Consider the following 23869-nt stretch of genomic DNA (forward strand, 5'->3'; position numbering starts at 1 on the left):
CCGGCGTCTGCGAGAGAGGGGCGTGACCTTCGCGAAATCGGGCAGAGCTAGGAATGCTCTTGACCACCAGCATTCCGGTCGGACGTGTCGCCATTCTCGCGGATCCTGAACTCCTCCAGCGTGTGTCCTGATCGGAGGGCGGCTACCAGCCAGCGGGGCTGCTTACCACGTCCCGACCAAGTCTCTGTCGGCTGAAGTGGGTTGTAGTATTTGGGTGCGACCTTCGGGTACTTGCGGCGGGGCGGCTGGCCTGTCCCCGCCTCAGCCGCCCCGCTTTCAATTCCACCGAACTGATCTGGCTGATTCAGTTGCGCAAGACGTTTTTCCAGTTCCCGCTTTTCGGCGGTGATCTTTTCGGCGAGAATCTTTGTCAGCTCCTCGTGGAGGAGCCAAAGTTCCTCGAAATCCATGGCTTCGAGATCTTGCCTGCGCATAGCATTCTCGTCACCGTTCGACTGACCCGTTATCCATCTGTCCATTCTTCACATCCAGCGATGAATGAATGACCGAGCGCAGCCAGTACACAAATTGACGCCCCAATAAATATATTATATATTAACTAGTAATTATTGCGATGATTATTTTTAAATAAGTCTCGGCGGGCGGAGGAGCCTGCTGAAGGCGTGTAGGGGAGAAATTGTCTTGATAGAGTGCCCTCTTGAACGTCTTCAGGATTCAATGAGCCGGCTTATCGTTCCCTCGACGGCTCTGCTGGACATCCAGGCCCTGGGGGCCCAGATCGAGCTCAGACGGCGTGCGCTGAGGGATATCGAGGTCATCCGCTCCCGTTTGCGGATATGGGGCGGCTATACGGCAATCGGGCTGCCCAGACGACGAAAGGAGCGCCCCGCGCGCCAGGCCTGCCCGTCCAGTCTGCGGCGTGGCAAGTTGTTTAAGCGGCCCGCCTGATCTCTTCCGTTCGCGTCCAGCTTGTCGCGCGAGCGGATTCCCGGCTACAATTCCAACGTGTGATGCTCGCTGTTCGCGGTTAGATCCTGCGGATAGCCCGTTTTTCCGTCTTGATTGGGAACCACGACCCAGTTATCTGGAGCGCGAGTTTCATTTCGGTTCCCCACATTTTTTGGGATAATTCGACATTCTTTTCTTGATTAACATCGACAGGGAGCAATATTAGATGGGCTCGACTACACGGTGAGAGCATGTCAGCTAAAAAACTCGAACTAGAATCAATGTCCCTTGACGATCTCTGGTCGCTTCATGAGGAAATTAGCGGGATTTTGTCTGACCGGATCAAAGCAGAAAAACACGAGCTGGAGAAGCGCCTGGCAGCTCTCGGGGGCGGGATGGCTGTTTTGGCGGACGCGAGCGTGGCAGGCGTGTCTTCAACCGGCAAGCCGAGACGCAAGTATCCCCGGGTGCTGCCGAAATATCGGAATCCGCAGACGTCCGAGACTTGGTCAGGGCGTGGCAAGCGGCCGAGATGGTTGGTTGCCGCAATGAAGTCTGGCCGAAGAATTGAGGAGTTTCGCATTGGCGAAGCGAGCGCGAAGCTTCGTCAGCGCACGTGACTGGATTTGCTCGATTGGCAGGTTTGTGGCGGCCAACGAAACGGCGTAGCCCATAGATCTGTGCGTCAATAGGCGTTGCGTCCTAGCAGCACCTCAAGGGGGGTTCGCAGCAGGATTGCGAGATCCAGTCGAAGGCTCCAGTTGTCGATGTACCAGAGATCATACTGAACACGTGCTTCGATCATGGCCGCTGTTGGCGTTGGCCCGCGGCAGCCATGGACTTGAGCCCACCCGGTCAATCCTGGCCTGACCCGGTGGCGAAAGGCGTATTTTCGCACCAGCTTGTCAAATTCTCCGTCATGAGCCAAGGCATGAGGACGCGGGCCCACCAGCGACATGGTGCCGTCGAGAACATTCAGCAGCTGCGGCAGTTCATCGAAACTTGTCCGGCGCAGCCATTTGCCGACGCGGGTGACGCGCTGATCGGCGCGCTTGGCTTGTGGGATCACGGGCCCGTCCTCTAGCACATGCATGGTGCGGAATTTGCGGATCGAGAAGATCCGACCGTTGAAGCCACAGCGTTGTTGCCGAAAGAATATCGGGCCGGGAGAATCCAGCTTGATTGCGGCTGCGGCTAGCGCAAGCAGGGGGGAGAGCATGGCCAAGGCGAGGCCCGCGCCGATGAGGTCAATCGTCCGCTTGGTCGCGCATTCCAGCGGCGTAAGGGGACCACGCTGGAGCTCCACACAAACGGCACTTCCAAGACTCCGCGCAGGATGTCGAAGCAATTCGGATGTTGTTCCGACCGGCACGAACATGATCGGCAACGGCAATACTCGCAAATCGGCAATGAAGGCTCGCAGTTCGGGCCATCGCTCCGGGGCAGCTTCCAACACCACCTGGTCGAGCTGGCAATTGCGAATGTAGTGAATCACGCGGACCGCGAGCCGCCTTCGACTGGCAGGACCGAAGCCAAATGGAGGCAAGCTGAAGCGTCCCTTCACGCAGTAACCGTGCATTGACAGGGTTTCGGACAACCCGGCGCCCTTCGACAATGGTTGATCGCTGATGACGACAATGTTCGTACTGGCGAACTTTCTGCCGCTCAGGCCCCTTCCGAGCAGCGCCTTGACTCCCCACCGCTCGGCCATAAGCAAACCGAGGCTCAAGACAGCGAAAAGCAGCGTTGCCTGCTGAGAAATCCCCACGCGAAATTCAAAGCCGTGCACCGCCCAAATGAAGACCAGCAAAGACCCCCAAGCCATACAGACGGCGCGCATCTGGTTTCGGAGGACGAGGAGCTCAACCGGCTGATAAAGCCCATGGATCTTCAGCAGGCAGACAAGACAAGCTGCGCTGACCAGCGCCAGGCCAAGCGCGTCACTCAGTTCCGCAGCGGTTTGCCCGTGCTGAGCTCGGCACAGCAATGTAGAAACGACGCTCGCAAATAGAATGATCGCAATATCGGCACAGAGCGCCACGTATTCGACTGCGTCATAACGGAAGGGCCATTTGTGCTGTCGGGATACCGCCGGCTCGAGGCTGATGCGCTCTGTGACGTCTAGATCAGGGAAATGTCGGTTCACGAAATTCATGGTCGTGGCCCTGCAATTCAATATTTAATTATTAGTTAATTAATAGAATAAATTCAAGTTAAAAATCTGTTTTCAGCGCGTCTGTTATCGCCGGATCAATAACGCCCGTGACACCAAGGACCTCCGGTCTTTGGTTTATCGTGAACCCTGTCGGGAGTTCGATGTGCGCACTTGGTCGAGATACGTCGGATCCTGCTTCGCAATCAGGTCCTCCAGATAGGTCCTCCCGTCAGCCGAAGCCAACCGGTAGGCGGACACGAGCGCTGGCCTGAGCGCGGGCCGAAGCGTAACGACGAGGCTCACGTCGCGTTTGATCAGGTCGCGAAGTTCGGCATCCCCTACCACGGCATCTGTAGCGAGCGCGACGGACAGGCGTAACGGAAGCAGATCCCAATCATTGGGCGCGGTATAGTATGACATCTTGAGCAGCGCTGCCGTGCTGGACTGGGATGAACTGCGTTTGGACGCCGTCGCGAGCATCAGCCAAAGGTCGCCGCGAAGCGGCGAAGATCGCAATGCATGAGCAAACTCGTTCGCAGTCGTTGGAAGATCCGCCTTTTGCTCGTCCGCGGCCTGGGCCGAATTACCGCTGGGCCTCGATATCCACGAGCCCTCACGTGTTGCTGCAACCGAAACCGGTTTCGAGATCCCGTTCGGCCATGCTGCTGCGGTCGACACGGCTGTCGAAAGAGAGAGCCGACCGCCGAGATACCACTCGGGAAAGATCATCCATAGTGCCTGCATATTCAGCGTGATCCCAAGCGCGACAAGGGCAACGCGGGGCCAAACGGTGACAAACGCCGACGCGAACTTTGGGCTTGGCGCCGGAACTGGATCGGCTGCACGGTCGGAGGCCTCTTTCGATTCCCAGGATAGAGCGTCATGGCCGGCGGAGCCGATGCTTTGTCCGAACGCCAGCCCGAAAAGCACGGCGACCGAGAGCGATGCGCCCAGACCCAGGACTCCATGGTCGGCAAAGGCGAGGATCGTCAGTGCTATTGAAGCTCCGGCTCCCAGGGCTGGGTACACGTAGTCGTAGGCTCGCGAAAGAGAGCGCTTGATCAGAATACAAGCGCCCAGCATTGCAATGACCACGAGGCCGCAGAAAAAGGGCCATCCCATGTCGATGACGATGGCGGCGGCGGCGGTTGGCCGCTCTCGCGAGGCGCCGTTTCCGGCGTCCCGGTAGATCGGCAAGAGGATCGACGAAGCGCCCGCACCGGAGCCGGCCGGCCTGACGTCCTGTAGTATTCGTTCTGTTGCGATCTGACTGCTCGACGACAAGGCAATCGTCGGGTCGGTGTCCGTCCTGAACGGAATGATCGTTACGGTGCCGATGAAGATGATGGCCACGGTCGCGAGAACGCCAGCGGTACCCCACAGACCCAAGAACCACCTGCGGATAGCGAAAATCGAGAGCAACAGCCCTGATCCGAGCAGAGCGGCAATGATGGCGGCGGAGTCGGCTCGAATGAGCAGGGCCGCCGCGCAGACAAACATTGCGATGATCCCGGCGAACAGTGCAGGGAGCGGGGCTGGCGCAATTGCTCCTGGCCGACTGTGTCGCCGTATCTGATCGATCGCGCGTATCGCCGTCGCGCAGGAGAGCAACATGCCCAGCACTGCGACGGTTGAGCCGTCGGACCCGGCGAGACCTGGCGCTTTCTGGCCGAACCACATAGCCGTAGCAATAGTGACTATCGACAGCAGGATATGCAGGATTTGCGCTGCACGGCGGCGGTCAAGCGCGAGGACGGCAGTAACGAGCGCAGCACAGAGGACGGCGCAGTACTGTGCGAGCGAGACCATGGTCGCCCGGGTGTCGACTGTGATGATTTCGGCGAGGGGCTCGTTCAGGGCCGCCGATGCAGCTGTCCAGATGGGATTGCCCAGTGTGCCCATAGGCATCGGCACTGCCTGCATGGCCATCCAGAGCGCCGGAGCGGCAAGCACGGCGACGAGCCCGGGGCGAAGCAGCTTGGCGAACCCGAGGGGGACGGGCATCGCCGCCAACATCAGCGTCGCCGTCGCAAGCACGAAGGCTGCCAATACCCAGCTCTGCAAGCTATCCGGTATTGTGAGCGCCGCGGCGACCGCCGCTAGCTCGGCCCACATGGCAAGACGGAAAATCATGTAAACACCATGCTGTGGTCCGGCCACTCCGCTGATGCATTCGCCGGAGAACGTGCGTGCCGCTAAGAGAGAGCCTCAAGAGCCAGAAAGACCGTAACGAATGTAGTGACTGTCATGATAGTAGTAGCTGCGATGACCGTCATATCGAGCCATTGCTTTGGTATCCGTCTTGCTGAGAACTGCCCCAATCAGCGCTTCGTGAATGTTGGGAGCCGTATGCAGTGCGTGCTGCACCACATCGATTTTGGTCCGGCCCCATTCGACGACGAGGATGTAGCAATCTATCAGCGACGAGGTGGCTCGCACATCAACCAGCGGGGTCAGCGGAGGAAGGTCGACGATGACGTAGTCATAGTCGGCCCGCAAACGGTCGAACAGCTTGCTTATCGCGTCGGCACAGAGAATTTCGCTGGTGTGAAGCAAAGGCCCCCGCCGCACGGCGGGTAGAAATGCAAGATTGGTGGTCGGATCCCGCCAGATCGCCTCGGACAGCGATCGGGTGCCGTTTGCAACTTCGATGATTCCGCTGGCCGCTCTGGGGGCGAGGATGGAAGACAGTGAGGGATTCCTGAGGTCGCAATCGACTATGATGACTTTTTTGCCGGTGTGTCCGATCAATTGTGCGAGCGAGGCGGCGATCGTCGTCTTTCCCTCGTTGGGCAGGGCCGAGGTAATACCGACGACCTGCGAGGAGATTTTCGCCGGGTTGTGGTCGATTGCCAGCTTGATGGAACGGATTGCCTCGGTATATCGAGAAAGTGGCATCCCGACCACGGTCCGATGGATTGCGGTTGAGGGCGAAACTATCCGTTGCTGAACATCGTCATCGGTCTTCTGGGGACGAAGTGCCGGCTTCGGGGACTTGCGGGCCGGCAACAACGGGACCAAGGACAGGCAAGGCAGTTCGAGCACGGTTTCCACCTGTGAAGAGGTACGAAAGACGCGGTCCATGAGGTCTCTGAGGAGCGCCAAGCCGATGCCGAGCGCGAGACCGCCGACGATGCCGAGCGCCAGCACCAGCCTCGACTTTGGCTTGCTCTTGCTCGACGGTGGCGAGGCGGGGAAAAGCACCCGCGTCTCCGAGATGGGAAATGTTTCCTGCTGTGCGGAGCTCATGTAGCGCTGCAGGAAGGTCTCGTACAAGCTACGCAAGCCCTTTGCCCGGCTCTCGAGATCCTTGATGGTCAGCTCGGCATAGTTGACTGAGCGGGATTGCGTGACGGCCTTGGACAGTTGCTTCTCGATTTCTTCCTGACGCTGCTTGGCGAGTTCGAATTCGCTGCGGCTGACTTCCGCAAGTCTCCTGATCTCCTCGAGAATGGAGACCCGAAACTCCCGCGCGCGGTTCCGGACATTGACGACCGCCAAGTGATCGCGACCGACCCTCGCCGTCAATTCGGCCTCGCGTCGGGTGAGTTCCAGATACTGTTGACGTAAGCCCGTAATGATCGTGCTGTTCAGCCCATCGCTGCCGATGGCATCCAGATCGACCATCGTGGACGAGTTCCTCGGGGCGGAGGCAAGGAGGCTTTCATAGCGAGCCAGCTTGGCTGTCGCCTCGGAGGTCTGGGCACGGGAGAGGGCCAGTCGATTGTTGATTTCCGTGATCTGCTGCTCGTCGATGGGTTTTCCATCCAAAGACACGATATTGTTCTGGGTCTTGTAGACGTCGACGGCCCGCTGTGCCGCGAGGGCCTGGTCCCCGAGATCGCGCAGCCTGTCCTGCAGCCAACTCGTCGCCTTGCGATTGGCGTCGAATTTTGCATTGAGCTGATCTGCGACATAGGTGTTGGCTATTGCATTGACGATCTCCGCGGCCCGGACTGAGCTTCTCGAACTGAAGCTGATGTCAATGACGGTGCTGTACCCCACGCGCAAAGCGGAAAGCCGGCTGAGAAATGCGTCTACGACGCCGTCTGGGATAGCGTCCGATGGTTGGTCATGCTTGTCGGATGGCGCATCTTTCTTCGATCCAATCGAGGCCCATGACCGAATTCGTTGCGAGACCGACTGCAGGGTTAGCCCTGAGGCAATGAAGTCCGGATCGTCCATGAGTTTCAGCTGGTTGATTACGGCGACCGCCGTGGCCCTCGATCTCACGAGTTGAAGTTGGGTCTCGATTTGATTGAGATCGAAAGGCGGCTCGGCCAGGAGTGACTGTTGCTGGACAAATTGGGCCCTTGGATTGGCCAACAATATCTGAACCTGCGCCGTGTAGGTTGGAGACGCCACCCGGAGATAGATCAGGCTGGCTGCAATGACGAGTGCAGCAGTGACAAGGATTACGAGATATTGACGTCGTAGAAGCCCGATCCCGAGATGAATGATGTCGGTGATCCCGCCGCCGTCCGTCTGGGCGGGCTGGGCCAAGTTCACCGGCAGCCGTAGTCTATCCGTGTCTTTGAGATTGTTCTGGAGCATCACGTACCTGTCCCGACGGTGGGTCACGTTGCGGCCGCCTGCTCGCAGGCCGGCATTCAAGCGGGCCGAGCGAGCAGTTGGAGATTATATACATTATAAAAATCTTCTTGCCAAATTAAATAGAGCATATATTAATCTGTTGGTGGATAAAACAGCGAGTCGGCGACCGTTTCGGAATTAATTGTAGGAAAAACATAAGTATATCAGGTCGTTAATCCCGGACCGCCGGTTCCGTCGAAAGTAATGAGGGTGTTTGGGGTGGGGTTTTGGAAGGGGCGGAGGAATAATTCAGTCGCATTATGGCCACCTCATCGAAACCGGGTCTGTATTTAGGCTGACAAGAGAGTACTCAATGCTGGAGCTGCGATCCTTGGCGATCCCTGATGTCAAAGTAATTCGCACAGACCGGTTTTCCGACGCCCGCGGTTACTTCTCCGAGACCTTCCAGCGATCGGCTTTCGCGGAGAAGGGAATTCTCCATGACTTCGTTCAGGATAATCAATCCAGCTCGGATCGTATCGGCACGGTGCGCGGCTTGCATTTCCAGCGACCGCCTTTCGCGCAGGCGAAGCTGATACGGGTGTTGAGCGGCGCCATTCTCGACATCGCAGTGGATCTCCGGCGTTCATCGCCCAGCTTCGGCAAGCACATCGCCATCCAGTTGGACAGCGAAAGCGGAGAACAGGTGTTCATTCCGAAGGGGTTCGCGCATGGCTTCTGTACACTGCAGCCCAAGACGGTGGTCCTGTACAAGGTGGATCAGGTCTATGCCCCGAGCCATGACGGCGGCATCCATTGGGCTGATCCAGCACTAAAGATTGAGTGGCCCGTGACGCCCTCAGAGGCTCGGTTGTCGCCGAAGGACCAGCTCCTTCCTGCGCTCAACCAGCTTGGTTGCGTTTTCGACTAGTGGAGACGAGTAGATGCGTATCCTGGTGACCGGCGGAGCGGGCTTTATCGGTTCTGCGGTGTGTCGTCGTTTGGTGCTGCAGACCGGCGCGGCGGTGATCAACGTCGACAAGTTGACCTACGCAGCCAATCTGGCATCGCTCGCGAGCCTCGAGAGACTGGAGCCCTATGCGTTCCTGCAGTCCGACATCTGCGATCGCGAGGTTATGGATGTCGTGTTTGCCGACTACGAGCCGGATGCGGTCATACATCTGGCGGCCGAAAGCCACGTCGACCGCTCGATCAACGGGCCCGGCGCCTTCGTCAATACCAATATAGTCGGTACCTACACTCTATTGGAGGCTGCCAGGACCTACTACGAAGGACTGCCGCTTCCGAGGCGGAAGAGATTCCGCTTCGTCCACGTATCGACAGACGAAGTTTACGGTTCATTGGGAAAAGACGACTTTTTCCGCGAGGACACGCCCTACCGGCCGAGCTCGCCGTATTCGGCGAGCAAGGCCGCATCGGACCACCTCGCACTTGCATGGTTTCGAACCTACGGTTTGCCCGTCATCGTATCGAACTGCTCGAACAACTACGGGCCATACCAGTTTCCGGAAAAGCTCATTCCGCTGTCGATCCTCAATGCGATCGACCGCAAGCCTCTACCGGTCTATGGCGACGGCAGGAATATTCGCGACTGGCTCCACGTCGACGATCACGCCGCCGGCCTGATCAGACTGCTGCACGAAGGCAAACCGGGCGAGAAGTACAATTTCGGCGGAGATGCCGAGCGCTCCAATCTGGATGTCGTCACCTGGGTTTGCGACGTGCTGGATCGACTATCTCCATGTGCCGGAGCAAGACGGTCTCTCATCACGTTCGTGCCGGATCGTCCGGGACATGATGCGCGCTACGCAATCGATGCCTCGAAGGCGCGTCGCGAACTCGGCTGGGAACCGACGAGGACCTTCGAGCAGGGGTTGGCCGAAACGGTCGGATGGTATCTCGAAAATCGTGCATGGTGGGAGCGCACTCGCCGCGGTGTCTATGATGGCACGCGTCTCGGTCTCCTGGCCTCCCAACACTGAGGTGAAGATGACAGATCGCCCCATCCTGATTGCCGGACGCAATGGTCAAGTGGCAAGGTGCATCCGTGATCTGGCTGCAATGCGCGGTCTGCCCGCGGTGTCTCTCGGACGCCCAGAACTCGATCTAGACAGCCGCGACGGCATCGACAAGCTCATCGCGTCAATCGCGCCCTCCGCAATCGTCAACGCGGCCGCATATACAGCGGTAGATCGGGCCGAATCTGAACCAGCGAAAGCGTTCAGCGTCAATCGAGATGGCGCGGCAACGCTGGCTGATATCGCCTGGCAGATGAATATTCCACTCATTCATCTCTCGACCGATTACGTGTTCGACGGTACGAAGCCCGATGCATACGACGAGAGTGACATCCCCGCACCGTTGAACGTCTATGGCGCGTCCAAGCTGGCCGGCGAAGCTGCCGTATTGGCCGCGCACCCGCTCGCGACGGTGATCAGATGCTCGTGGCTTTACAGCCCCTACGGCAGCAACTTCGTTCGAACGATGCTGCGGCTATGTGAGACGCAGCAGGTCGTTAGGGTTGTCCGAGACCAGCATGGCAATCCGACCTATGCATTCGACGTCGCGGAGGCCGTCCTTCGGATCGCGGAACGGTCGGCAGCGAATGATCGCAGGGCCACGGCTGGCATCTTCCATCTCGCCGGCCAAGGCGAAACGAGCTGGCACGATTTTGCGCAGGCGATCTTCTGCGAGCGTTCTCGTCATGGTGTCCGGATTCCGGCGCTCGAGTCGATCACGACCGAGGAGTTTCCAACTGCTGCGCGCCGGCCTCGGAACTCGCGCTTGGACTCATCCAAGGCCGAACGCGTGTTCGGAATTCGACTGGCGCCTTGGCGCCATTCGCTCAAAGTTTGTCTGGAGCAGCTGCTCGAAGGAGAAACCGATGCTGAAGGGAATCGTGCTGGCGGGCGGCAGCGGAACGCGCCTCTATCCGATCACGCGCGTGGTCAGCAAACAGTTGCTCCCGATCTATGACAAGCCGATGATCTATTATCCCTTGTCGACGCTGATGTTGGCAGGGATTCGCGAGATTCTGATCATTACCACGCCCTCGGACAGGTGCCAGTTCGAGCGGCTGCTGGGCGACGGCAGCCAATGGGGCATTCGACTGAGCTACGCGGAACAAACCCGCCCCGCCGGTCTCGCGGACGCCTTCATCGTTGGTGCCGATTTCATAGGAACTGATCGGGTTGCGATGGTGCTTGGAGACAATATCTTCTTCGGCGATGGCCTGAGCGAGTTGCTTGCCAGGGCAGCAGGACGCGAGGAAGGCGCAACCGTTTTTGCCTATCACGTGCGGGATCCAGAACGATATGGCGTGGTCGCGTTCGATGAGGCGGATCGCCCAGTATCGATCGAGGAAAAACCCAAGCGGCCAGCTTCGAACTGGGCAATTACGGGCTTGTATTTCTTCGACAATCGCGTCGTCCGCCACGCTCGTCGCGTCGAGCCATCATCGCGCGGCGAACTCGAGATTACCGATCTTCAAATGCGTTACCTTTCGGCAAATGCGCTCCACGTTGAGCGCATGGGGCGGGGGTTTGCCTGGCTGGACACCGGCACGGTGGAGTCTCTCATCGATGCAGGGACGTTCGTGCAGACCCTGGAAAAGCGACAGGGAATGAAGATCGCGTGTCTCGAGGAGGTCGCCTTCAGGCTCGGCTTCATCAATCGTGATCAACTTGTCGCGCTGGCCCAGCCTCTGGAGAAGAGCGGCTACGGCAAATATCTGACCGAGATCACTGCGCTTCCGCAATTCGCCTCGCAATAAGGGCTGCTCAGCCGATAGCAGAATCTTGGTCGACGATTCAGATAAAAAATTGACCGCGCATTTAAATTGATTTAAAATATATATCGACGATACATTTAATTGGTGCGGCCATGCTGGATCAAAAGGCGAGCCTCTTCGGCCGGGCAGCTCGGACCGCTCCCCCGACGATCCGTCAGAGTTGCGCTGCGGTACGCCGCGCCTCTTCTCAGTGTCCATCCAGTCGCGATTGGCCGCTCTGTTCTCCAGATCAGCAGGCCTGCTGGCGTGGTGGGGCCTCGGCGACTCGCGCTTCGATCGGAGGCGACGATGTGTTTGCGTAAGGGACAGATCGCCTGTTTCCGGCCAACACCTACAACTCAACGAGCTATGGCGTTGACGTTGTGTTCAGGCCGCAGCCAGCGGCATAGGAGGACTTAGGATGCATGCCGAACTCTATACCGATGGAATCGAGGAAATTACCGTCAGCGGAAGCATCGTCCGCGTCGATCTGGTCAGTCTTTCCCCGACCGAGCGTGACGCCAACAATGCCCCCAAGCGAGTGTTCTCTCAGCGGCTGATCTTCTCGGTCGAATCCTTCGCCAATTCGGTCGATGTGATGCAGAAGGCGCTTCAAGGCCTGGTTGACGCAGGCGCGATCCGGCGGAATCAGCCATCTGAGGCGCACAACGCTGCGTCGGGGGTGCGCGATGCGCTCGCGCCGAACACACGGTCTTTGAATGTCTCTTCAAATTTCCGCTGAGATCGATGCCGTCGACGGCGCGAAGGACCGGGACGCGGATGCGGCTGGATCGGCGGCGCAGACGGCGTTGGAGTGCCTGTCCAAGATTTCCAGTCATCATGGCATCGATCTGCCGGTCGAGCGCTTGAAGCATGCCTACGCCGTCGCTGGCCCGCTCTCGTTGAATTTGCTGTTGCGCATGGCAAATGATTCCGGCCTGCGCGCGAGAAGCACGAAATTGGATTGGGGCGCCCTGGTTCGTCTTGGAGAAGCCTATCCGGCGCTGGCTCGGCTCGCCAATGGCAACTGGATCGTTGTTCTTGGTCCGGGGCTGGGAGCTGATGGCAGCGAGATCGTCCGCGTCTTCGACCCGCTTGCTGACCGCAAGGACGAAGTCTTGGTCGTCGATCGGGACCGGTTCTGTGCTCAATGGGCCGGTGAAGCGATCCTGATCAAGCGCGAGCAGTCGACGAAGGATGATCAGAGAAGCTTCGGCCTCCGGTGGTTCGTACCGGAATTGCTTCGCCAATGGCGGCTGTTCAGGGACGTGGCGATCGCTGCCATCCTGCTCTATGCGTTGGGCCTGGTCATCCCGATCTTCTTCCAGCTCGTCATCGACAAAGTGCTGGTTCACGAGAGCTTCACCACGCTCTATGTGCTCGCGGCAGGGGCGGCCGTAGCGCTCGTCTTTGACGCGATATTCGGCTTTCTGCGGCGCTACCTGCTGCTCTATGCGACCAACAAGGTCGACATTCGCGTTGCGACAAAGACGTTTGGTCATCTCCTCGGTCTGCCCGTCACGTTTTTCGAGCATATGGCGGCAGGTGTGCTCGTCAAGCACATGCAGCAAGCGGCGCGGATTCGCGAGTTTCTGACCGGACGACTGTTCTTGACCACGCTTGACGCGCTTTCGTTGTTCGTCTTCCTGCCGGTACTTGCGCTCTACAGCGTCAAATTGACCCTCATGGTTCTGGCGTTCACAGCGGCCAGTGCGGCTGTCGTCGGCCTGCTGATGGGTCCTTTCCGGCGGCGTCTTTACGATCTTTACCAGGCGGAGGGTGCGCGGCAGGCGCTGCTCGTCGAAACAGTTCACGGTATGCGCACTGTGAAGTCGCTCGGCATGGAGCCGCTGCAGGGCGGGATCTGGGATAGCCGCTGTGCGCAGTCGGTGACCATGCGATTTGGCGTCGAGAAGATTTCGGCAGGGGCCCAGGCACTCACCGGGTTTCTCGAGAAGATCATGACACTTGGGATCATCGCCGTCGGAGCGCTCGATGTCTTTGCCGGAGAGATGACAATCGGCGCGCTGGTCGCCTTCAATATGCTGGCCGGAAGAGTGTCCGGACCGCTGGTCCAGCTCGTGACCATGGTGCATGAGTACCAGGAAGTCGCTCTTGCCGTGAAGATGCTCGGCGAAGTGATGAGCCAGAAGCCCGAGCGCGACGGCAGGAAAGATGGGCTGCGGCCCGACCTCGCGGGAAAGATCGAGTTCGAGAGCGTTTCGTTTCGCTACGGAGCCGAGGGCTCGCCGGCCCTTGATGACGTCTCCCTTACCATCGAGCCAGGTTCGATATTCGGGATCGTGGGCAGGAGCGGCTCCGGCAAGACAACGCTCACGAGGCTGATTTCGGGCATGTATCCGGTGCAGCAGGGGCTGCTGCGCATCGACGGGTATGATTCGAGGGAGCTCGACCTGGCGCATCTGCGCCGAAGCCTTGGAATCGTCCTACAGGATAATTTCCTGTTTCGCGGAACGGTCCGTGACAATATCGCCTGCGTGAAACGTGACGCGACCTTTGCCGAGATCGTCGCGGCGGCGCAGCTTGCAGGCGCCGACGAGTTCATCGAGCGACTACCCCGCGGCTTCGACACCATGCTGGAGGAAGACGCCTCGAATCTGTCCGGCGGCCAGAAGCAGCGGCTCGCGATCGCGAGGGCCCTGATCGTCAATCCGCGGATCGTGATTTTCGATGAAGCGACGAGCGCCCTCGACTCCGAAAGCGAAATGATCATCAGGCGCAATCTCCGCCGTTTGGCGGCAGGGCGTACCGTCATCATCGTCTCGCATCGGCTCTCGATGCTGACCGAAGCAACCCAGATCCTGGTGATGGACCGCGGCCGGATCGTCGACCTGGATCGCCACGATCACCTCCTGTCGAAATGCACCATCTACAGGCATTTGTGGAACCAACAGATGAAGCAGACTGCATGAAGCAGACAAGGCCATCACCCGCGGATGCGAAACCGGACGGTCTGGTCGTGGCCAGAACGGTCGGGCGACGGCGAAAGCCCGGGCCGTTGCCGGGACGAGCGCGGGTGATCGCCGAATTCCAGCGCGATGCCACGGAGGTGGAGCAGCAGACGCCGCCGCGGCTGGCGCGTCTTACTCTCTACGGCATACTTGCACTAATCGCCTTTGCGGTGACTTGGGCGTCCGTCTCGCAAGTGGAGATGATCGTTACGGCGCAGGGAAAACTGACCACGACGCGCCCCAACCTCGTCGTGCAGCCGTTGGAAACGTCGGTCATACGCGAGATCCACGTCAAGGCCGGTGATCGCGTTAACCGCGGCGACGTTCTGGTGACCCTCGATCCGACGTTCTCGCAGGCGGACTTCGATCAGCTGCGCGGCAGGCTGGCTGGATTCGAAGCATCGATCGATCGCCTGGGCGCAGAACTGAACGGAACGGAGTATACGGTCAAGGAGCCCACGAACGCGGACCAGATCCTGCAGGGCAAGATGTTCCTGCAGAGGAGGGCTGCCTACGAGGCGCAGATCCAGAACTACGGCACGCAGATCGCCTCCGCACAAGCCAATCTCAGGACGGCGCAGAACGAAGAGGCGGTTCTCCTGCAACGGCTCGACACGATGCGTTCAATAGAGGCCATGCGCTCCGCACTGATGGACAAGGAGGTCGGTTCGAGGCTGAACTTCCTGCTTTCTCGCGATGCACGGCTCGAGGTCGAGAGCAATCTGGCGCGTGTTCGTGGCCATATCGCCGACAGTGCGCATCGGCTGGACAAGGCCAACGCTGACCAGAAGGTCTTCGCCGAGGAATTTCGTCGCACCAGCTATCAGGAACTGGTGGAGACGCTGCCGAAGCGGAATAGCGCGGCAGAGGAAATGAAGAAAGCCGAGCTTCGTCGACAGTTGATCGTCCTGCAGGCGCCAGCCGATGCCGTGGTGCTGGAAATTGCAAACCGCACGGTCGGCTCGGTGGTTCGTGAAGCGGAAACACTGTTCGTGCTGGTTCCGCGCGACGTGCCTCTTCAGGCGGAGGTCAATGTCGAGGGGCGGGATATCGGTCAGGTGTCGCTTGGACAACCGGTCCGCATCAAGTTCGAAGCGTTTCCCTTCCAGAAGTACGGAACCGCCACGGGAGAAGTCCGCGTCATCAGTCAGGACACGTTCTCTCCGGATCCGAAAGCCGAAGGTGCGCGCCGCGCGCCAGCTCCCTATTACCGCGTACTGGTCGATTTGTCCGACACGCACCTTCGGCTGCCGCCTGAGCGTACTCAGCTGATCCCGGGCATGGCAGTGACGGCCGAATTGAAGGTCGGCAAGCGTACGGTGATTTCCTACTTCCTCTATCCATTGCTGCGCGGACTGGATGAAGGCATCCGAGAATACTGACCCGGCTTGAGATGGCGATTGAACATGATCATTAGTTCGAATCTTGGGGTGAAGCTCGTGGTGCCCACAGCTGCGAGTAAGCTCTCGCAAAATGCTCCATTGGTGAATTACGCGCTCAACGGGCTGGAACGTTGTTGGCTGCCTGAGCACCGCCGGTGGTCGCATATCTACCACCTCGATGGACGCTCTTCGCCTAACGAGTCGGTCCCGAGCAGCGACGTATTCTACACCCTCAACGTTCTTCTCGGGATGTCCCGCGTTGCCGAAATTCCAGATGGCATCGATATCCCCGAGATATTCCGTCGCAACGTCCTGCAACTCACGAAGCTTCCCGTACGAAAGTATGCCTTTGGTATGGCGCTATGGTGCGCCGCCGAGCTGGGGCTGGAAATGCCGGAGCCGGTCAAATGCGAGCTCAGATCCATTCTTGCCGATGAAGGCCAATGGAAGAGCTTCCGTGCGCAGGATCTTGGCATGCTGCTCACGGGCGTCGTTGCCCAGGCGAGAGCGGGTGAGAACGAGTGGTGGCACTACGCCAGGCCGCTTTATCGCTTCCTGACGGAGCGCTTTCACAGCGAATCGGGATTGTTCTTCGATGCGCCGTTTGGCCTTCGTCGCCGTTTCTCGTCGTTTGCAACGCAGACCTATCTCTCGATCGCCTGTTATCACTATGGTGAATTCGCCGGCGATGCGTCCGCGCTCGTTATGGCCGATACATGCGTGCGCAATCTTATGGCGCTTCAGGGCCCACAAGGCGAATGGCCGTGGTTTTTCGACGCGTTGAGCGGCCGCGTCGTTGATTTCTACGAAGTCTATTCAGTCCATCAGTATGGCATGGCTCCGGCGCTGCTGGAGTGGGCCGAGCGTTTCGGGCAGATGCAATCGCGGGACGCCTTGATCAAGGGATTCAACTGGGTTCTCGGCCATAACCAGCTGGGCCGTGCCATGCTGGTACCTGAACTGAGTCTGACCCTGCGCTCGCAGGTTCGAAAGGGTGAACTGGCAACAAGGTTCCCGCGCGTGTTGCGTGCAGTCAAGAACGCCTGGCTGAGCAACGAGGAGCGGCTCATCGATGGCGCCAATGTGGAGCTGCGGCTTGAGTGTCGCAGCTACGAACTAGGTTGGATCCTGTGGTCGTTCGGCCGGCGTACCGACTTGCCGGAGCTGACCCACAATGCTGCCTTCCGCGGCGCCTGACGGAATGGTCGTTTCGCTATCGATTCCAAGCGACCGCTCGCTGGCCTCGTAGATGCGAGAGCATCGTCAGTGCACGGTGCGTTCGGACCGCACACAATACCGCAATGGCCTTGAGGCGGACTCGGGTACCATGCAGCCGCTCGCTGCTCAGCACGGTCACGGCGTTTGGCACGAGTGATGCGAAAACCAGCAGCGCCTGGGCGGTCCAGCGCAACTGCCAAGCAGGTCTACCTTCCGCCATCTTGCGATAATGCGCGATATGCCGATCCCATTTGGTGTAGAGCTCCTGGAGAGAGCCCCGAGCCGGATGGAAGACCACCATCTCAGGCGCGTATCGAAATTGAAGTCCGGCGCGCAGCGCACGCTGTCCCCACTCCATGTCTTCGGCTACGTCAATGCCGGCAAAAGGGCCGACGCGATCGAAGTCTCGGCGAAACACCGCCATATTGCCGGTGCCTGAATAGCCGTGGCGCTCGATATAGAGCTTGAAGCGGTAAGCGAACACGCTCTCGTAGGCCGCGATGGCGTCAAGCTCTGCATTGTCCGGTCGCCAGATGCGGACGTCGCCCCCGAGAACCGTGCCCGCCGGCGACGAGTAGCACCGCTCCATCACGCTGCTCAACCAGTCCGGATGAGCTCTGCAATCGGCGTCGATGAAGGCGAGGATCTCGCCTTTGGCAGCGGCAACACCTGCGTTTCGCGCCGGCCCTGGACCGGGATGCGGTTCGTATTTCAGGCTGACGTCAGGATGGCCGGCAACCACGTCGACCGGGGAAACCGCAGAGCCGTTGTCCACCACGATGACCTCGAACAGGTCCCGGGCGAGGGTCTGTGCATCCAGGCTTCTCAAACAGGTCTCCAGCGCACCGGCCTGGTTGAGGTGGGGAATAATGACCGAGATCATTCGAAATAATCCTATTTAATTCAGGCTGGAATGCTGCGTGGCGCAAGCGCGGCGTTACGCATTCTGCCGTGCGACAAGGCCAATTTAATCCTTGCAATTAAATATTAGCAGATTATTATTGTTATTATAATCTTAAATGCAGCTTAAACCAAGTTGGATTTTCGGAGTTCGTTTCAAATGCGTGCATCGTTCCTGGCGTGTCCTGTCGACCTGCTGACGATGGCAGAGACTGTCGAGTTGGCGCGAAGCGCCATACGTAGCCGCCGACGGCTACAGCATGTCGCGTTAAACGTCGCCAAGTTCGTCAATATGCGATCCGATCCTGTACTCGCCGCCGACGTCGCCAACAGTGACATTGTCGGCATCGACGGCATGGGGATTCTTTGGGGCGCTCGAGCATTGGGGCTTCCAGCGACCTCGCGAGTGGCCGGCGTCGATCTTCTGGCGGAGTTGCTCGCGGAATGTGCGCGGGAAGGCTTCAAACCGTATTTCCTAGGAGCCACCCCCGCCGTACTGCAGCAGGCTGTGCAACGCGCGAGCGAGCGGCATCCCTCACTCGTCTTCGCCGGTTGGCATGACGGCTACTTCAAACCCGAGCAGGAGAATGACGTCGTTCGGGACATCCAGTCCAGCGCGGCCGATTGTCTCTTCATCGGCATGCCGACACCACGGAAGGAGCGCTTTCTCGCCGCTCATCGTGACGCTCTCGGCGTACCGTTCATCATGGGCGTGGGTGGCGCATTCGATGTTCTTGCGGGCACTGTGCGGCGCGCACCGGTGCAGATCCAGAGACTGGGCCTCGAATGGCTGTACCGCGTTTATCAGGAGCCCCGGCGGATGTGGCGGCGATACGCCGCGACCAACGCGCTGTTTGCGGGCATCCTGGCGCAAGCGCTCATCAAGCAGGCGATTCGTCACACGCTTCACGGACCCGGCACCGTGCCGCCTGGCCCGCGTCGGATTGGAGGGTGAGACGTGCACAAGCATTTCTTCATCCTTCTGGGTACCCGGCCCGAAGCAATCAAGCTCTTCCCAGTCATCAACCGCCTCAAGGCCGAGCAAGGTAAAGACATCTCCGTCACGATCTGCGCGACAGCACAGCATCGACAGCTGCTTGATCAGGTCCTCAAGCTCGCCAAAGTGGTCCCGGATTTCGATCTGAACGTCATGACGGCCAATCAGACGCTGGATGATCTGACCGCTCGGCTGCTCGGACAGATTGGCGAACTCCTCGAGAAAGTGAAGCCGACCAGGGTCATCGTCCAGGGCGACACGGCGACCGCCATGGCTGGCGCACTGGCGTCCTACTATCACCGGATACCGGTCTCTCACATCGAGGCGGGACTGCGCAGTGGCGACATCTTTTCCCCGTGGCCCGAAGAGGTGAACCGCAAGATCGTCGGCTCGATCGCCGATCAGCATTTTGCCCCGACAGAGCGCGCGGCACGCGCGTTGCGCTCGGAGAACGTCTCGCATGACCGCATCCACGTCACGGGAAACACGGTGGTGGATGCTCTCATCCTGGCGAAAGCCATGGTCGAATCCGATCCCGGACTCTCGTGCCGCTGGGACGGCATCAAGAAGCGCCACGGTAACCGGCGCATCATCCTGGTGACTTGCCATCGTCGGGAGAACTTCGGCGGCGGCGTCGTCAACATCGTGAACGCGCTGGAAACGATCCTGCGCAGGGAAGACGTTGCCGTGGTGCTCCCTGTGCATCCAAATCCGAATGTTCGCGACCTGTTTGCGTCCCGGTTGGCGGATCACCCGAGGGTCGTCCTCATCTCCCCCCAGGAATACACGGACTTCGTGAGCCTGCTCTCGCTATCGCACCTGGTTCTGACCGATTCGGGCGGCGTCCAGGAGGAGGCCCCCACTTTCGGCAAACCGGTCCTGGTGATGCGCGATACGACCGAGCGCCCCGAGGGGGTGGAGGCCGGGACGGCGCGCCTCGTCGGTGCGAACCACGACAAGATCGTTGCGGAGACATTTCGCCTGCTCGACGATGACGAGACTTATGCGGCCATGGCCCGTTCGCACAACCCGTTTGGCGACGGGCACGCGAGCGAGCGTATCGTGAAGGTTCTTCTCGATGCCTGAATTCCAGAAGATCAACGTCATTGGACTTGGTTATATCGGACTGCCGACCGCGGCGCTGATTGCGAGCCGGGGTCTTCAGGTGCTCGGTATCGACACCAACGAACGCATCGTCGATACGGTTGCATCCGGAAAAATTCACATTGCGGAGCCCGATCTCGATGGCCTGGTTTCCAAGGTCGTGTCGAGCGGTGCCCTGACGACGTCGACCAAACCACAGCCGGCCGACGTCTTCATCATCGCAGTGCCGACGCCGATCGACCGCGAAAATCATCCAGATCTGTCGAGCGTGAATGCGGCAGTGGACCATATCGTCGATATCCTCGCGCCAGGAAATCTCGTCATCCTCGAATCGACGTCGCCGATCGGGACCACCGAGGCCATCGCCAAGCGGATCATTGAACGCAGGCCGGATCTGCACATAGGCGTCAACGGCAAGGAAGACGGAGCGATCTACGTCGCCTATTGCCCGGAGCGGGTGTTGCCGGGCCGGATCCTCACCGAGCTCATCAACAACGACAGGTGCATCGGGGGGATTACGCCAACCTGCACGCGGCGCGCTCAACGCTTCTACAAGATGTTCGTTCGCGGCGCCTGCGTTGGCACGACGGCGCGCGCGGCCGAATTGGTCAAGCTGACGGAAAACGCGTTCCGCGACACCAACATAGCGTTTGCAAACGAGCTCTCGCTGATCTGCGAGAGGTTCGACATCAATGTCTGGGAGGTGATCGACATCGCCAACCGCCACCCTCGCGTAAACGTGTTGCGGCCGGGACCGGGAGTAGGCGGGCACTGCATCGCGGTCGATCCCTGGTTCATCATCGACTCCGCGCCGGATCTCGCGCGCGTGATGAGAACGAGCCGGGAAGTCAACAACGCCAAGACGCAGAAGATCATCGAGCGCACTGAGGCGCTGATCGACGACCATCCCTATGCAAGCGTCGCGTGTTGCGGATTGACCTTCAAGGCCAACGTCGACGACCTGCGTGAAAGCCCGGCCATGGAGATAGCCACGCATCTCGCGGCGAAATACGGAGAACGGATCAAGGTCGTTGAGCCGAATCTGCGCCGTCTACCGCCTCAGTTGGCCGATCATCGCGTCGCATTCGTGAGCATTGATGAAGCTCTGCGCAGTTGCGAAATCGCGATTCTCCTCGTCGACCATGATGAGTTCAAGATGGTGCCCCTCTCGGATCGTCGGCATCTCGACGTCATCGATACACGGGGCATATGGCAGGACATGCCGGCACGAACCTGATGCCCGGCGTGCAGTGATTCGTCGGCGGCGGGATGATTGGAAGTGTTTCTCTCTGGATTGCATCGAGGTCAGCATGCGAGATAGTCAACTGGGAATCGGTGTTGTGGGCTACGGTTATTGGGGCCCCAATCTCGTTCGCAATTTTTCGGTCAATCCTGCCACACGCGTCGTCAGCGTCAGCGACCTGAGCCCGGGCAGGCTCGCCGCGATGAAGCAGCTCTACCCGGCGGTGGAAACGACCACTCGCTACGAAGACCTGTTGAAGGACGGCAGCATCGATGCAATCGCCATCGCTACGCCGGTGCATACGCACTATGAGCTGGCGATGGCAGCACTGAGGGCCGGTAAGCATGTGCTGGTCGAGAAGCCCCTTGCGTCGAGTGCCGAGCTCGTGACCCGCCTGATTGACGAGGCAGATCGGCGCGGACTGACGCTCATGGTCGATCATACCTTCCTCTACACGCCGGCGGTCCAGAAGATTCGGGAGCTCCTGCTGAACCGGGAACTCGGAGACATCTATTATTACGACAGCACACGCGCGAGTCTCGGGTTGTTCCAGAAGGACGTCAATGTGATCTGGGACCTTGCCGTGCACGACATCTCGATCATCCACCATATCCTCGATGAAGCGCCGGTTGCCGTCTCGGCAACCGGATCGTGCCATGTCGCCGGCTCGCCGGAGAATATGGCTCACATCACCTTGTTTTTCGCCAACGCGTGCGTGGCCCATGTCAGCGTCAACTGGCTCTCGCCCGTCAAGGTACGCCAGACCTTCATCGGTGGCAGCAAGAAGATGATCGTCTACGACGATCTCGAACCGACCGAAAAGATCAAGCTCTATGACAAGGGAATTACGCTCGATGCGCCTCCCGAGGATGCACATCAATTTCGGATTGGATATCGCGCAGGCGACATGTGGGCTCCGCATATTGCGCCCACCGAGGCGCTGCAGACCGAGGTGGAGCATTTCGTTGATTGCGTGCGCACCGGAAGCCAGCCGATCTCCGGTGGCATCTCCGCCTTGCGCGTGATTGAGGTGCTGGAGGCGGCTTCGCGCTCGATAGCCGCGCAGGGGAAGCCGGTCCTCCTCAAGCAACCGCATCCGGTCCGGGAACGCGCCCGGGCCACGGCCTAGGTGTGATGCCGGCGGGCATTGCTAGCAGCCGAAAGGCGACGGTTTCGCGATGAATTCGGTCGAACGTTCCATTCTGTTCTCGGCGGCCGACCGCTATGGCAGCCTCGTCCTGTTCTTTGTCGCCACCGCCGTGCTTTCCCGTTTGTTGTCGCCAGCGGAGTTCGGAGTCTTTGCGGTCGTCAACGCCATCTCGCTTGTCATTGCGTCCTCCTTTCAGGAGTTCGGAGGCGGAAACTATCTGATCCAGAAGCGTGATTTGTCGGCAGAGGATGTCCGCTCGGCCTTCACCTTGACGTTCGGCATTTCGGCCGCGATTGCCGCTCTTCTGTTCGTCTTCGCTGACAGCCTGTCGCAATTGTTTGCACAGGACAGCTTGAAGCGAGCCATCGAGGTCTCAGCGCTCAATTTTCTGCTCCTGCCGATCTCCGGGACGATATCTGCCTTGCTGCGAAGGGACATGAAGTTCGGAACGTTGGCCGCGTGCAACTTTGCGTCTGGTGTGGCGGTCGCTCTGGTCTCGATCGGGCTTGCGATGGCAGGATGGAGCTATATGGCCCCGATCTGGGGGGGGCTGGCAGGAAACGTGATCTTGACCCTGGCGCTGCTGGTAGGCCATCGGGATCCTGGCGTGCTGCGTCCTTCGCTTTCCGCATGCCGCGACATCGTCAGCTTCGGGCTTTATTCCAGCGGGGTCAGCGTCATCAATGTCTTCTACAATTTGGCGCCCCAGCTGTTTCTTGCCAGAATTCTCGACTTGGCGTCCGTCGGTCTGTATAGCCGCGCGATCAATTTGACGCAGGTGTTTGACAGGCTTGTCACCCAGGTCCTGAACCCCGTCATCATGCCGGCGGTTGTCGCAAGGCGCCAGGCCGGGGAGGACTTGAAGGCTGTTTACCTTGACGCCATCCAACTGCTTTCCGTCGCGCAATGGCCCTTCCTGGTGTTCGTGGCCTTCATGGCCCAGCCGATCATTGCGATCTGGCTCGGTCCGACCTGGCTCGAGATCGTTCCGCTCGTGCGCCTGTTGTGCATCGCGAACATGGCACTCTTTGCGGCGTGCTTGAGTTTTCCGGTACTCGTAGCCGTTGGAAGCGTCCGGGATGCGCTGATCTCCTCCCTCATCTCGCTACCGCCGTCGCTTCTCCTCATTCTAGGCGCATCCTTCTTCGGTGTGGAGGCCGTCGCCGCATCCGCACTGTTGACGCTGCCCTTTCAGGCTGCGGTCGCGATCTACTTCATCGGGCGGCACCTACGCTTCGGGCCGAGGGACCTCGTAGGGGCGCTCAGGAGGAGCGTACTCGTGACGGCAGCAACTGGATTGGGCGTCGGCGGCTGCGCGGCGTTGATGGAAGCCGGATTGCTGGCGCCCCTCGCCGGGCTCGCCTTGGCAACGTGTGCTGCGGTGCTGTGCTGGTGGCTGGGGCTGCTGCTGACTGGCCACCCCCTGCTCCATCACCTTAATGAGGCGGTGGCGGGTCTTGCCCGCATTGCGCCAAGGTTTCGAATGTCGCGCACGGCCCTGTAAAGCCTCGTGGCT

Annotated in this window: 19 protein-coding genes; 14 read left to right on the forward strand and 5 right to left on the reverse strand. The window is 59.5% G+C overall.

Features of this window, described 5'->3' with window-relative positions:
• Positions 1-47 precede the first annotated feature (47 nt).
• A complete protein-coding gene (locus ACYCVF_RS03095) occupies positions 48-434 on the reverse strand; it encodes an H-NS histone family protein (RefSeq protein ID WP_459597074.1) in 387 nt (128 codons plus the stop codon).
• Positions 435-1160: 726 nt separating this feature from the next.
• Here ACYCVF_RS03095 and ACYCVF_RS03100 point away from each other — a divergent pair.
• Positions 1161-1529, forward strand: coding sequence for an H-NS histone family protein (locus ACYCVF_RS03100; protein WP_459597075.1), 369 nt, complete (start codon positions 1161-1163; stop codon positions 1527-1529).
• 65 nt (positions 1530-1594) lie between these two features.
• Here the strand turns inward: ACYCVF_RS03100 and ACYCVF_RS03105 are convergent, their stop codons facing one another.
• The 3 genes from ACYCVF_RS03105 to ACYCVF_RS03115 form a co-directional block, all read right to left on the reverse strand.
• Positions 1595-3064 carry an exopolysaccharide biosynthesis polyprenyl glycosylphosphotransferase gene (locus ACYCVF_RS03105; RefSeq protein ID WP_459597076.1) on the reverse strand — a complete coding sequence of 490 codons (1470 nt, stop codon included), beginning with the start codon at positions 3062-3064 and terminating at the stop codon, positions 1595-1597.
• 135 nt (positions 3065-3199) lie between these two features.
• The gene (locus ACYCVF_RS03110; protein ID WP_459597077.1) at positions 3200-5197 is read right to left on the reverse strand and encodes a hypothetical protein; all 1998 of its coding nucleotides are present in this window, start codon (positions 5195-5197) and stop codon (positions 3200-3202) included.
• Positions 5198-5272: 75 nt separating this feature from the next.
• Positions 5273-7618 carry an AAA family ATPase gene (locus ACYCVF_RS03115; RefSeq protein ID WP_459597974.1) on the reverse strand — a complete coding sequence of 782 codons (2346 nt, stop codon included), beginning with the start codon at positions 7616-7618 and terminating at the stop codon, positions 5273-5275.
• 352 nt (positions 7619-7970) lie between these two features.
• Here ACYCVF_RS03115 and rfbC point away from each other — a divergent pair, with 352 nt between their 5' ends.
• The 8 genes from rfbC (at position 7971) to ACYCVF_RS03155 (ending at position 16938) form a co-directional block, all read left to right on the forward strand.
• The gene (gene rfbC / locus ACYCVF_RS03120; protein ID WP_459597078.1) at positions 7971-8528 is read left to right on the forward strand and encodes a dTDP-4-dehydrorhamnose 3,5-epimerase; all 558 of its coding nucleotides are present in this window, start codon (positions 7971-7973) and stop codon (positions 8526-8528) included.
• Between the two features lie 13 nt (positions 8529-8541).
• Positions 8542-9600 (forward strand): dTDP-glucose 4,6-dehydratase, encoded by a 1059-nt coding sequence (gene rfbB, locus ACYCVF_RS03125; RefSeq protein WP_459597079.1) that lies wholly within the window; start codon positions 8542-8544, stop codon positions 9598-9600.
• A gap of 7 nt (positions 9601-9607) precedes the next feature.
• The gene (gene rfbD, locus ACYCVF_RS03130; protein WP_459597080.1) at positions 9608-10594 is read left to right on the forward strand and encodes a dTDP-4-dehydrorhamnose reductase; all 987 of its coding nucleotides are present in this window, start codon (positions 9608-9610) and stop codon (positions 10592-10594) included.
• Positions 10503-11390 carry a glucose-1-phosphate thymidylyltransferase RfbA gene (gene rfbA / locus ACYCVF_RS03135; protein WP_459597081.1) on the forward strand — a complete coding sequence of 296 codons (888 nt, stop codon included), beginning with the start codon at positions 10503-10505 and terminating at the stop codon, positions 11388-11390. The genes rfbD and rfbA overlap by 92 nt, the downstream gene beginning before the upstream one ends.
• Positions 11391-11808: 418 nt before the next feature.
• Positions 11809-12129, forward strand: a complete 321-nt coding sequence (locus ACYCVF_RS03140) for a hypothetical protein (RefSeq protein WP_459597082.1) — start codon at positions 11809-11811, stop codon at positions 12127-12129.
• Positions 12107-14320 (forward strand): peptidase domain-containing ABC transporter, encoded by a 2214-nt coding sequence (locus ACYCVF_RS03145; RefSeq protein ID WP_459597083.1) that lies wholly within the window; start codon positions 12107-12109, stop codon positions 14318-14320. The genes ACYCVF_RS03140 and ACYCVF_RS03145 overlap by 23 nt, the downstream gene beginning before the upstream one ends.
• Complete coding sequence (locus ACYCVF_RS03150; protein ID WP_459597084.1) at positions 14317-15741, forward strand: HlyD family type I secretion periplasmic adaptor subunit; 1425 nt, start codon at positions 14317-14319, stop codon at positions 15739-15741. The genes ACYCVF_RS03145 and ACYCVF_RS03150 overlap by 4 nt, the downstream gene beginning before the upstream one ends.
• A 24-nt stretch (positions 15742-15765) precedes the next feature.
• On the forward strand, positions 15766-16938 hold the full coding sequence (locus tag ACYCVF_RS03155) for a hypothetical protein (RefSeq protein WP_459597976.1): 1173 nt from the start codon (positions 15766-15768) through the stop codon (positions 16936-16938).
• Positions 16939-16954: 16 nt separating this feature from the next.
• Here ACYCVF_RS03155 and ACYCVF_RS03160 read toward each other — a convergent pair whose 3' ends face one another.
• Entirely contained in the window at positions 16955-17842 is an 888-nt protein-coding gene (locus tag ACYCVF_RS03160; protein WP_459597085.1) for a glycosyltransferase family 2 protein, read from the reverse strand.
• Positions 17843-18019: 177 nt separating this feature from the next.
• On the opposite strand from ACYCVF_RS03160, the gene ACYCVF_RS03165 reads away from it, so the two are divergent.
• The 5 genes from ACYCVF_RS03165 to ACYCVF_RS03185 all read left to right on the forward strand — a co-directional run bounded on the left by ACYCVF_RS03165 (position 18020) and on the right by ACYCVF_RS03185 (position 23857).
• Positions 18020-18814: a WecB/TagA/CpsF family glycosyltransferase gene (locus ACYCVF_RS03165; RefSeq protein ID WP_459597086.1), complete on the forward strand. Its 795-nt coding sequence runs from the start codon at positions 18020-18022 to the stop codon at positions 18812-18814.
• Between the two features lie 3 nt (positions 18815-18817).
• Positions 18818-19942 (forward strand): non-hydrolyzing UDP-N-acetylglucosamine 2-epimerase, encoded by a 1125-nt coding sequence (gene wecB / locus ACYCVF_RS03170; protein WP_459597087.1) that lies wholly within the window; start codon positions 18818-18820, stop codon positions 19940-19942.
• Positions 19935-21197: a UDP-N-acetyl-D-mannosamine dehydrogenase gene (wecC, locus tag ACYCVF_RS03175; RefSeq protein ID WP_459597088.1), complete on the forward strand. Its 1263-nt coding sequence runs from the start codon at positions 19935-19937 to the stop codon at positions 21195-21197. The genes wecB and wecC overlap by 8 nt, the downstream gene beginning before the upstream one ends.
• A gap of 73 nt (positions 21198-21270) precedes the next feature.
• Complete coding sequence (locus ACYCVF_RS03180) at positions 21271-22332, forward strand: Gfo/Idh/MocA family protein (RefSeq protein WP_459597978.1); 1062 nt, start codon at positions 21271-21273, stop codon at positions 22330-22332.
• Positions 22333-22381: 49 nt separating this feature from the next.
• Positions 22382-23857 carry an oligosaccharide flippase family protein gene (locus ACYCVF_RS03185; RefSeq protein WP_459597089.1) on the forward strand — a complete coding sequence of 492 codons (1476 nt, stop codon included), beginning with the start codon at positions 22382-22384 and terminating at the stop codon, positions 23855-23857.
• The last annotated feature ends 12 nt before the right edge of the window (positions 23858-23869 follow it).

Source organism: Bradyrhizobium cedriense, assembly GCF_054602315.1.

What these genes read in the sequence shown, in the direction of transcription:
- ACYCVF_RS03155 (WP_459597976.1), top strand. Translation starts at nt 15,766, where the DNA reads ATGATCATTAGTTCGAATCTTGGGGTGAAGCTCGTGGTGCCCACAGCT.
- wecC (WP_459597088.1), top strand. Translation starts at nt 19,935, where the DNA reads ATGCCTGAATTCCAGAAGATCAACGTCATTGGACTTGGTTATATCGGA.
- rfbC (WP_459597078.1), top strand. Translation starts at nt 7,971, where the DNA reads ATGCTGGAGCTGCGATCCTTGGCGATCCCTGATGTCAAAGTAATTCGC.
- ACYCVF_RS03185 (WP_459597089.1), top strand. Translation starts at nt 22,382, where the DNA reads ATGAATTCGGTCGAACGTTCCATTCTGTTCTCGGCGGCCGACCGCTAT.
- ACYCVF_RS03140 (WP_459597082.1), top strand. Translation starts at nt 11,809, where the DNA reads ATGCATGCCGAACTCTATACCGATGGAATCGAGGAAATTACCGTCAGC.
- ACYCVF_RS03145 (WP_459597083.1), top strand. Translation starts at nt 12,107, where the DNA reads ATGTCTCTTCAAATTTCCGCTGAGATCGATGCCGTCGACGGCGCGAAG.
- rfbA (WP_459597081.1), top strand. Translation starts at nt 10,503, where the DNA reads ATGCTGAAGGGAATCGTGCTGGCGGGCGGCAGCGGAACGCGCCTCTAT.
- ACYCVF_RS03100 (WP_459597075.1), top strand. Translation starts at nt 1,161, where the DNA reads ATGTCAGCTAAAAAACTCGAACTAGAATCAATGTCCCTTGACGATCTC.
- ACYCVF_RS03110 (WP_459597077.1), bottom strand. Translation starts at nt 5,197, where the DNA reads ATGATTTTCCGTCTTGCCATGTGGGCCGAGCTAGCGGCGGTCGCCGCG.
- ACYCVF_RS03165 (WP_459597086.1), top strand. Translation starts at nt 18,020, where the DNA reads ATGCGTGCATCGTTCCTGGCGTGTCCTGTCGACCTGCTGACGATGGCA.
- ACYCVF_RS03105 (WP_459597076.1), bottom strand. Translation starts at nt 3,064, where the DNA reads ATGAATTTCGTGAACCGACATTTCCCTGATCTAGACGTCACAGAGCGC.
- rfbB (WP_459597079.1), top strand. Translation starts at nt 8,542, where the DNA reads ATGCGTATCCTGGTGACCGGCGGAGCGGGCTTTATCGGTTCTGCGGTG.
- rfbD (WP_459597080.1), top strand. Translation starts at nt 9,608, where the DNA reads ATGACAGATCGCCCCATCCTGATTGCCGGACGCAATGGTCAAGTGGCA.
- ACYCVF_RS03180 (WP_459597978.1), top strand. Translation starts at nt 21,271, where the DNA reads ATGCGAGATAGTCAACTGGGAATCGGTGTTGTGGGCTACGGTTATTGG.
- ACYCVF_RS03095 (WP_459597074.1), bottom strand. Translation starts at nt 434, where the DNA reads ATGCGCAGGCAAGATCTCGAAGCCATGGATTTCGAGGAACTTTGGCTC.
- ACYCVF_RS03115 (WP_459597974.1), bottom strand. Translation starts at nt 7,618, where the DNA reads ATGCTCCAGAACAATCTCAAAGACACGGATAGACTACGGCTGCCGGTG.
- ACYCVF_RS03160 (WP_459597085.1), bottom strand. Translation starts at nt 17,842, where the DNA reads ATGATCTCGGTCATTATTCCCCACCTCAACCAGGCCGGTGCGCTGGAG.
- ACYCVF_RS03150 (WP_459597084.1), top strand. Translation starts at nt 14,317, where the DNA reads ATGAAGCAGACAAGGCCATCACCCGCGGATGCGAAACCGGACGGTCTG.